This window comes from Ammoniphilus sp. YIM 78166 (assembly GCF_004522215.1).
Taxonomy (GTDB): Bacteria; Bacillota; Bacilli; order Aneurinibacillales; family RAOX-1; genus YIM-78166.
Genome location: NZ_SDLR01000025.1, coordinates 1 through 10,091, shown reverse-complemented (window position 1 = coordinate 10,091; position 10,091 = coordinate 1). Strand labels below are relative to the sequence as shown.

Annotated in this window: 10 protein-coding genes; 1 reads left to right on the top strand and 9 read right to left on the bottom strand. The window is 46.1% G+C overall.

The window, feature by feature from the left end; translation table 11 throughout:
- Positions 1-41 precede the first annotated feature (41 nt).
- From EIZ58_RS32465 to EIZ58_RS32425, 9 genes are all read right to left on the bottom strand, one after another.
- The gene (locus EIZ58_RS32465) at positions 42-692 is read right to left on the bottom strand and encodes a bifunctional 4-hydroxy-2-oxoglutarate aldolase/2-dehydro-3-deoxy-phosphogluconate aldolase (protein WP_134705194.1); all 651 of its coding nucleotides are present in this window, start codon (positions 690-692) and stop codon (positions 42-44) included.
- Positions 693-721: 29 nt separating this feature from the next.
- Complete coding sequence (locus tag EIZ58_RS32460; RefSeq protein WP_134705192.1) at positions 722-1,663, bottom strand: sugar kinase; 942 nt, start codon at positions 1,661-1,663, stop codon at positions 722-724.
- Between the two features lie 31 nt (positions 1,664-1,694).
- Positions 1,695-2,450, bottom strand: coding sequence for a 2-dehydro-3-deoxy-D-gluconate 5-dehydrogenase KduD (kduD, locus tag EIZ58_RS32455; RefSeq protein ID WP_134705191.1), 756 nt, complete (start codon positions 2,448-2,450; stop codon positions 1,695-1,697).
- Between the two features lies 1 nt (position 2,451).
- Positions 2,452-3,480, bottom strand: coding sequence for a zinc-dependent alcohol dehydrogenase (locus EIZ58_RS32450; protein WP_240689498.1), 1,029 nt, complete (start codon positions 3,478-3,480; stop codon positions 2,452-2,454).
- 19 nt (positions 3,481-3,499) lie between these two features.
- Entirely contained in the window at positions 3,500-4,471 is a 972-nt protein-coding gene (locus EIZ58_RS32445; RefSeq protein WP_134705190.1) for a C-terminal binding protein, read from the bottom strand.
- 223 nt (positions 4,472-4,694) lie between these two features.
- The gene (locus EIZ58_RS32440) at positions 4,695-5,972 is read right to left on the bottom strand and encodes a TRAP transporter large permease (protein ID WP_134705189.1); all 1,278 of its coding nucleotides are present in this window, start codon (positions 5,970-5,972) and stop codon (positions 4,695-4,697) included.
- 2 nt (positions 5,973-5,974) lie between these two features.
- Entirely contained in the window at positions 5,975-6,505 is a 531-nt protein-coding gene (locus tag EIZ58_RS32435) for a TRAP transporter small permease (RefSeq protein WP_134705188.1), read from the bottom strand.
- 63 nt (positions 6,506-6,568) lie between these two features.
- Entirely contained in the window at positions 6,569-7,633 is a 1,065-nt protein-coding gene (locus EIZ58_RS32430) for a TRAP transporter substrate-binding protein (protein WP_134705187.1), read from the bottom strand.
- 225 nt (positions 7,634-7,858) lie between these two features.
- The gene (locus EIZ58_RS32425) at positions 7,859-8,659 is read right to left on the bottom strand and encodes an IclR family transcriptional regulator (RefSeq protein ID WP_134705186.1); all 801 of its coding nucleotides are present in this window, start codon (positions 8,657-8,659) and stop codon (positions 7,859-7,861) included.
- Between the two features lie 260 nt (positions 8,660-8,919).
- On the opposite strand from EIZ58_RS32425, the gene EIZ58_RS32420 reads away from it, so the two are divergent.
- Positions 8,920-10,023, top strand: a complete 1,104-nt coding sequence (locus EIZ58_RS32420) for a mandelate racemase/muconate lactonizing enzyme family protein (protein ID WP_134705185.1) — start codon at positions 8,920-8,922, stop codon at positions 10,021-10,023.
- Positions 10,024-10,091 lie beyond the last annotated feature (68 nt).

The following is a 10,091-nucleotide window of genomic DNA, read 5'->3' as shown; positions in this document are numbered from 1 at the left end:
TCCTATTGTCCATTTACCAGGGTCTTGACCACAGGCACTCACTAGTTCACACGCGCTTCACGTACAGCCGTAACATATCGTTTAGCGATTTCGGTAATCGCCATAAAATTATGGTCTTGGATCGCCTTTGGATCCAGGAGATTTCCGCCAATGCCGACAGCAGATACACCTGCCTGAATGAATGAAGAAACGTTATCCAGTTTTACGCCACCGGTTGGAATGACAGGGATATAGGGAAACGGTCCTTTTATATCCTTTATGTATTGGACACCTAGACCACTTGCGGGAAAGATCTTGACCATATCCGCTCCCCACTCAATGGCCTGAATCATCTCTGTTGGAGTCATGACTCCAGGTACGACCACCTTCCCGTATCGCAAAGCAGTACGGATCACATCCTGGTGCAAGCTGGGACTAAATATGAAACTAGCACCACTATCAATAGCTAGACGAGCGGACTCGCTATCCACTACCGTTCCTGCCCCTATTATGGCCCTATCCCCGAACCTTGCGGAAAGCTTCCTAATGACAGCAAATGCCCCTGGGGAATCTATTGTCACTTCAAGCGCGGTTACCCCGCCTTCCACGAGACTGTCCGCAACCCTCTCCACCTTGTCCTCAGGAATCCTTCGAATAACGGCAATCACACCGGATTCCACTAACTTTTGCAATAAGACAACTTTAGGAAGCATCATGTATACCTTCTTTCTATTCGGAAAAATTACCGTAAGATTTCCTTCCTCTGATCAGGCGCCACCTGATGCCAGAAAGGATACCCTTCCACATCTCCGGCAACAGTCAAGGCATACGCTCCGATCCGATTCCCTAATTCTACTGCTTTCCGGTAGGACCAACCGCGAAGTAATCCGGACAGAAATCCAGCAGCAAACCCGTCGCCTGCCCCAACTGTATCCACGATGTGATTCACAGGAAACCCCTTTACATACTCGCTTTGGCTAGCGGTTGCATAAAAAGCCCCTCTTTCGCCAAGCTTGATGACCACCACTTGGACCCCTCGTTGAAGAAAATCGGCTGCTATTTCTTCAGGCGTGGTCTTACCCGTCATGATTTCACCCTCATCTAGGCCTGGCAGGACCATATCACACCGGCTAGCAATCTCCATTAAAGCAGGCCCAGCTTCTTCCCTAGACCACAGTTTGAAGCGAATATTGGGGTCAAATACAACGGTAAGCTTATTTCTCCTCGCCAACTCCATGGCATGAAAAACGGCGTCCTTGCAAGTGGCACTTAGCGCAGGTGTAATCCCCGTAATATGGAGATACTTGGCCTGGGCGATATAGTTTTCATCTACATCCCCCGGGACCATGCAGCTCGCAGCTGACCCTCGCCGATAGTAATAAATTTTTGGATCCTGCCCGATAATCCGCTCTTTAAAGAAGACGGCTGTCGGGTACTGTCCATCCAATACGACTTGAGAGGTATCTACCCCTTCCCCTCGGATAAAGTTGCGCACATAATGGCCGAACTCATCGTCGCCTAAGCGGCTTATCCAACCCACCTGATGTCCGAGTCTAGCTAGGGCAATGACTAGATTGGATTCAGCGCCGCCGATCTTTTTTTCAAATGTTCCTGCATAGCGGAGAGGTCCAGTGGATTCAGGCGTGAAAAGCACCATGGTCTCCCCGAATGTTACAACATCCATCCCGTTCTCCCCTTATGATCTCATTAGCCGCCTATCGACCCATCCACCCGCCATCAATGGCAAGGACTTGACCGTGGATATAATCGGAAGCGGGGGACGCAAGAAAGATGACCGCCCCTTTCATATCTTCCGGCTTTCCCCACCGTGCAGCAGGGATCCGCTCTAGAATCTGGCGGCTCCTTGTTTCGTTTTGCTTCAAGCCATCATTCATCTCCGTATCCATATACCCTGGTGCTAGGGCATTCACATTCACTCCATGGGCTGCCCACTCGTTAGCTAAGGCCTTCGTCAGCTGGGCAACTCCTCCTTTAGCTGCAGCATAAGCGGGAACCGTGATCCCCCCTTGAAACGATAACAAGGAGGCAATATTGATGATTTTTCCTCTTCCTTGCTTGAGCATGCGTTTTCCTGCTTGCTGACAAAGGATAAATACACTCTTTAAATTTACATCCAGCACGCTATCCCAATCTTCTTCCGAAAAATCGACGGCAGGTGAGCGGCGTTGAATTCCACCATTATTCACGAGAATATCGATTTTCCCGAACTTCTCCTCTACCTTTTCCATCACCTGTTTGACTTGTTGGATGTCCGCCAAATCACATAGAACGATCTCGCATCGGCGACCTAAGGCCTCCACTTCTTCCTTCGTCGAGCGATCTGTTTCCGTGCGTTGGATGAGGGCAATATCCGCCCCCGCCTCAGCCAGGGCGAGGGCCATGGCCTTCCCTAAGCCTCGGGTCCCCCCTGTTACCACAGCCACTTGACCTTGCAAGTTAAAATACGGCATCCTATTGGCTCCCCTCTTCTAGGTTTAGCATCACTTTTATAGCATCTCCACCGCCAAGCAACAAATCAAATCCCTCTTGAATCTCGTCGATGGGCAGGACGTGCGTAATCAATTTCTCAAAATCAAAATCCTGCTTAAGGAGCTGCGCTGCAATCTCAAAATCTTTCGGCGTATACACCCGAACTCCCTTTAACGTTAATTCTTTAAACATCACCTGCAATAAATCGATGGGAGCTGGCTTCTTATAAGCCGCAACGGTGACCACCGTCCCTCTCACCTTCGTGACATGAGTAAGGATCTCAGAAACAGAAGGATGCCCCGCACAATCAAAGGTATAATCCGCTCCCATTCCGCCGGTCTTCTCCAGGAGGCGCTGCGTCACATCCCCTTCCCTTGGATCGATGGTTTCAAAGCCGAGTTCTTTTGCTCTCTGCAAGCGGAACGGATGAGGTTCCACGATGAGGATTCGGCCGGCTCCCAGAAGCTTTAACGAAACGGCCACACACATTCCGATCGGTCCTGCCCCGAACACTAAGGCCGTATCTCCAGGGACAAATCCCGATTGCCTTACCGCATGAACGCCAACGGCTAAAGGTTCAATTAAGGCACCGAGCTTCATGGAAACCCCTTCCGGTATCACGTGAATCGTTTCCCAGGGAGCTGTTACATACTCCGCGATTCCTCCATCTCGATCAATCCCAACCAATTTGAGATCTTTACATACATGGCTCTTTCCTGTTTGACAAGGTTCACATTCGCCGCAAAACAGTAAGGGCCTGATCGTAACTGGGGTTCCCGCTGGGAGAGTCGGGTGACCCTCCACTAATGTACCCGAGATTTCGTGACCCAGAACTAACGGTCCTTTCGCCCGAGGGTGTGCCCCCACGTAAATATTAAGATCCGTACCGCAGATTCCTGCGTGACTGACTTTAATGAGGGCCCAGCCTTCAGCAGGTGTAGGTTTGGGCTTTTCTTCGACTCGAACCTGTTTGGCTTCATGGTATACAACGCTAGACATGTATTGGCTCATTTGATCTTCAACTCCTCGGTTAGTTTGTAACTTTCATAGCATTTACCCGATTAAGCGGTTCTTCCCCGTTCAATACACGCACGGCTTCTTCTGCCGCCTTGCGCTTTAATTCATCAAAGGCCTGCTCGGAATACCAAGCAACATGAGGGGTCGCAAGGAAGGACTCGTGCTGTAATAACGGATGATCTGGTCTAGGAGGCTCCAGTTCTAAAACATCCAAGGCCGCTCCCGCTATCCACCCTTCCCTTAAGGCTTGATCTAAAGCGACTTCATCTATAATCCCGCCTCTTGCTGTGTTGATTAGATAAGCAGAGCTTTTCATCGCCCGCAATTCCTTTTCTCCGAACAGGTTTCTTGTCTCATCGATTAATGGGCAGTGAATCGAGATCATATCTGATTGTTGAAGCAACTCTTCAAAACTGACACTCTCCATAAAGGAAAGATCTTCACGAACCGTCCTTCTCGGGTCAAATCCAATCACCTTAAACCCAGCTCCATGGGCTTTTTTAGCAAAGGCGCTGCCAATTCGGCCTAGACCCACTACCCCTACCACTTGGTCTCGCAAACGCAAAATCGGACGGGATATGCTAAAGTCCCACTCTCCTCTTCGGACCGCATTGGCCAGTAGAAGAGTTTTTCGTGTTAGCGTATACATCAGAGCAAGCGCGTGGTCCGATACTTCATCTATCCCATAGTCAGGCACATTGCATACTGGAATGCCGTACTCACTTGCGGCTTCAAGGTCCACATTATTTACCCCTACGCCGTAACGAACAATGACTTTACAGTTCTTCAGTTGGCTTAATACCTTTCTTGTCAAAGGAGCATATTGATTAATCAACGCATCGGCATCCGCGCACTCGTGAATCAGGTCCTCTTCTGTTTTGCATTGGTGCAGACTCATATCGGCTGGGATCCTACTGATCACATTCCGTTCAATGTCAACAGACGGGTGGTCGCAATCGGTGATTTTCACGATAAATCGGTTCATGTGTTCATCCTCCATTGTTAGATCATTCAAAAACAACGCTCAGGTCGCATAAATATTTCGGAACTCACTTCAGTTATACTTTATATTTTTATTATAAATCGGAATAATGTCCTGTTTTTAGGTTACAATAAATGACCAACAGTCGTCAATGTCCATTTTTATAAAAAAATCCCCATCCACTCAGATTGATATCTTTCGAGGATGGGGTACATGGCATGATTTTTTAAGTTAACCATTGAAGGGGAACTAACACGATAGACGGGAATAGAATTAGCAAAATCAAGATCAGAATGTGAACAAGTAAGAAAGGCCACACCCCTTTTATGATATCCTCCATTCCAATTTTGCCCACTCCACAAGCTACATTTAGGACCGTCCCCACCGGTGGGGTGAGCAGGCCTATACAATTCGCAAGGACAAAAACAACCCCAAAATAAACCGGATCAATCCCTGCTTGTTTGACGATGGGCATAAGTACGGGAGTAAGAATGAGAATCACGGGGGTTAAATCCATCATCATCCCTACGATCAGTACCAATAAAACAATCACAAAGAGAAGGAGCATCTGATTCTCCAAAAACGGCCCAAGGATGTCTGTGATAAGCGTTGGAATATTAGCTACGGTAATAAGCCAAGCGGAAACCATAGCAGCGGCAACCAAGAACATCACGACGCTGCTCATCTTGGCAGAAGTAACCAGGACATGGTAAAGCTGATCCAACTTTAATTCCCGATAAACGATTATTCCTACAAATAGCGCATAAAACGCAGCTACAACTCCCGCCTCTGTCGGAGTGAAAACCCCGCCGCGCAATCCACCAATAATGATGACAGGCAATAGCAGCGCCCATATCGCTTGTTTGGTAGCCATCCCTATTTCCTTCAGGGTTTTGCGAGGATAGACCTCTACTTTTTCCTTGCGAATAACCAAGCCCCAAGCGATGGCAAGTCCTGCAGCCATCAAAATCCCTGGAACAATACCCGCCATAAACAATTGGGTAATAGAGACCCCGCTGGTCACACCAAAAATAATCATGGGCATACTGGGAGGGATCACGGGTGCGATGATACCGCCAGCTGCAATTAAACCCGTGGACCGATTTCGGTCGTATCCAGCTTTAATCATCATCGGGATTAACACCGCTCCTAAAGCGGCCGTATCCGCTACCGCTGAACCGGATAAGCCAGCAAATAAAACACTGGCAACAATCGCGACAAACCCTAGGCCCCCTTTAATATGACCGACAAGTGCCATCGCAAAATCAATGATTCTCTTCGATATTCCTCCGGCATTCATGAGCTCACCGGCGAGGATAAAGAAGGGTATGGCCATCAGAGGGAAATTGTTGGCGCCATTGATGAGGTTTTGCGCAATGATAACCGCATCAAAAATATCCAAATAATACATTAAGGCCACACTGCTTAACAAGAGGGCAAAGGCAATCGGCATACCAATCGCCATCCCCCCAAGCAATGAACCTACAAAAACGATGAGCGTCATGTTTATTTGCCTCCTTTCGTCGTATGACTAAGCGAATCCAAGGTTAGGGGCTTTTCTTGTTGTTTCGAGGGATTGGAAAATAAGGATCTGTAAATCTGAAAGAGAATGATAATGAACATAAAAACACCGGTAACAATGCCGATGCCAAACACGTAAGAAAGCGGCATACCTGTGGCTGGCGCTTTACTGTCCATGTTTAATAACGTCATGGTCCAGCTTCCTTCCAAGACAAGCCATAAAATACCTAGGATGAGTAGACCACTCAACAGAAGGCATACTTTCTTTAGCGGTTGAGAAAGCTTCTTGACGAGCAAATCAACCCCGAGATGCTCCTTGTCTTTGAGTGCGCCGATGGCACCGATAAACGTGAGCCAAACGAATAAAAATCTAGACATCTCTTCGGACCAGGTAATTCCAGAATTGAAAATGTAACGCAGAACCACGTTTCCGAATACAAGAATAGCCATGGAAGCTAAGGAGAAAGCCAGCGCAGCATTTAAAAACCCGTTAAAAAAGTTTGATGTTTTTTTCATAAGATCTCCTCGCTTATAAAGATCTAGGGGTCTGTTAGATAGACCCCTATTCATAAACTTGCCCTATTCAGCTGCTTGCTTAATTCTATCAATCATATCTTTAGACCAAGGATACTGCTTAAAGGTTTCCTCATAGAAGGGCTGCATCGCAGCTTCTAAATCACTTCTAAATTTGTCATCGGGTACCGTAAACTTGACCCCTTTCTCCTCAAGGAATTTCTTATCCTCTTCGAAGCTGTTAGCATAGAGCTCCCATTCATAATTGGCTGCTTCAATAGCTGCCTCTTTTAGAACCGTTTGCTGTTCAGGCGTTAACTTCTCCCATAGCTTCCCGTTAATGATGTACAAGTTAGGATTGAACACGTGTCTTGACTCTAGTACATCCGTTTGGACTTCATACCAGCCGTTGGCTTTTAGCGTCGCGATCGGATTGTCTTGACCGTCTACCACCTTTTGTTCTAAAGCCGTAAACACCTCAGAGATCGGCATAGGGGTCACGTTCGCTCCTAATGCATCGGCCATCTTCAAGTAGTTAGGGATATTCGGCATTCTTAGACGAAGGCCTTTAAAGTCCTCAATACTTTGGATGGGCTTATTACTGCTAAACATTCTAAAACCGTTGGCACTCCAAGCCAGTACCTTGACACCTGCTTGCTTCTCCAAGTCAACTGCGATTTCCTCGCCGATTGGACCTGTAAATACTTTTTTCGCATGTTCGATATCCTTAAACAGGAACGGCCAGTCTCCCACGGACATTTTTTCCACATCGCCGGACATGATCGTTCCTACGATCCCCATCTCGATGGTTCCAGTACGAATTCCATCATAAAATTCTTTTTCTCCGCCCAATTTACTGTTTTCAAAGATTTGCACTTTGAGCGTGCCGCCGGACTTCTCTTCCACCAATGGCTTAAACTTTTCTCTCATGGCCAAGTTCTGTGGATGGTCGGCGCCAAAATAGTTAGCAAGCTTTAATGTGTAGGTTTGTGCTGCCTCGGGGCTGTTCGATTCTCCAGCTGCTTGAGACGGCTTCGATTCCCCCTGAGATCCACAACCGGATAAAAAAACGGAAGTGGCTAGAACCAGGCTGGATAGGATGGCGATACTGCTTTTCTTTTTCGTTTTCATACAAGACCCTCCCCATAATCATTCGTTTACTTGCAACCCCTTACATAGAACGAAAGAAACATAAGAACATAATGTTCTCACTTGAAAAAGATTAAAACTCAGCTCACCTTAAATCGGGACATCATTCCGTTATCAGAATATAACACGAATAAAATTCAGTCAACCCTTTATTTTTTGAAAAGAAATTAATAAAAATCGCCAAAGAGTTCACTCTTTAGCGATTTTTCAAATAATAAACATAGATCTCATGGTTTGAACGAATCCAAGCCGTTTGGAAATATGTAGGCTCTTTTCTTTAACCAGGTTTTCGATTTGCTCTTGGTTATCAAAGATTCGGTCTGTTGGTCCAGCTACACTGATGGCAGCAACGACAAGACCTGTATAGTTAAAAATCGGGGCCGCGATGGAGCTTAGACCTTGATCGTGCTCCTCTCGATTGAGTGCAACTCCTGCTTGTCTTATTTTACTCAGCTCCTGCAATAAGGCTTGCTGGTCGGTTATGGTGGTATCCGTGTATCTGGTTAACCCTTTTTGACCCATAATTTTATCTACATCTTCCAGCGATAAAAAGGCTAGAAAGGCTTTTCCGAGCCCCGTGCAATGCATAGGATTTCTTGTACCAAGGTTGGCATTCGTAATGACGGACGACGTTCCCTCTGCCTTATAAATATAGACAATTTCCCCTTCGTTATAGACCGCTAAGAAAGCCGTTTGCCCCGTCGTTGCCGCTAGGTCACGCAAATGAGGGATCGAGGCTTCTACCAAATCAGCCTTCATTAATCCAGACATGCCAATTTCAATCGCTTTTAGACCGACCGAATATTTTTCTGTCAGTGCATCTTGTTCCACAAACCCGGCTTTTTGCAGCGTCTCCAAAATTCTATGAATCGTACTCTTAGGTAAATTTACAGACTCAGCCAATTCTCGAATCCCGAGCTTTCCTTCTGCCAGGGCAAGCTGCTCTAGCAGATAAAGAGCTCTTTCCAGCGTTGAATTCGTTTTAACCAATTCATCTTTCTGATTCATGTCTCAACCCCCATTTTTAAAATATATCTTTGCCTTGTTTCAATTTATCTATTAAAGACCCTTTATTCATTTTCATTTGTAAATCCACTCATATTATATAGCTCCATTTCAGGTTACACAAGCTGAATATAGAATAAAAATTTTGTAATTGACCAATTGTGCTAAACATCTTAAAATAAAATTATTAATCGGGACATTGTTTCATTTTTATAATTATCATTCCGCTCTTAATATAAATTTCTTCAGATTGGGGATTAACCATGTCAAACAAAAGAACGATCGTCGACGTCGTAACTGAATATTATCTTATTCCATTGCCTGAAAAAATGGGGGATGCCAAACATGGCATTCATACTCATTTTGAACTTCCTATCGTCAAAGTCATTTTAGAATGCGGATCTGTCGGAGTGGGCTATACGTATACAGGCGGGATAGGTGGAAGATCCATTTGCAACATGATCGAACACGACCTGAAGCCCTTCCTCATCGGAAAGGATGCAAGCTGTGTTGAAAAACTTTGGGAAGAGATGAATTGGAAGGTTCATTATGTAGGAAGAGGCGGTATTGCCTCCTTTGCCATCTCGGCCATCGATATCGCGTTATGGGACTTGAGAGCAAAGAAAGCAGACGAACCTTTATGGAAGCTGCTCGGGGGTTCTAGCAATAGTACCAAAGCCTATGCTGGCGCTATTGATCTTAATTTCCCGATGGAAAAGCTTCTGCAAAATATTCAAAGTTACTTAGACAGCGGTTTTCACGCGGTTAAGATCAAGTTGGGTCAAGAGCGTTTGGAAGAAGATATTGAACGTGTGGCGGCCGTACGTAAACTCATTGGACCCGACATTGTATTCATGGTGGATGCGAATATGAAATGGTCCATTGAAACCGCGATAAAAGCAGCCAAACTTTTAAAGCCGTATAACATCCTTTGGCTGGAGGAACCTACCATCCCCGATGACTATGACGGATACCGACGCATTTCCAAGGAAGGCGGAATGGCTATTGCTGCTGGGGAAAACCTTCATACCGTTTATGAGTTTCAAAACATGATTTCCCGAGGGAATATTGATTTTCCTCAACCCGATGCCTCCAATATCGGAGGGATAACAGGGTGGCTTAAAGTGGCCCAACTGGCCTATGCTCATAATTTACCGGTTTGTACCCACGGCATGCAAGAGCTTCATGTGAGCCTCATGTCCGCCATCCCGCATGCCTCCTACCTTGAGGTGCATAGCTTCCCTATTGATAAATACACCACCCGCCCTCTTATTCTGGATAACGGCAGAGCCGTATCTCCAGACACCCCAGGTACGGGAATAGAGTTTAGATGGGAGCTTTTGAGTGAATTTAAATCTTCTTTTTAATCCCCAATTAAAAACACCCACCGCTTTACTTAGAGGGCACTGAAAAAGTACCATTTATACAATAAGGG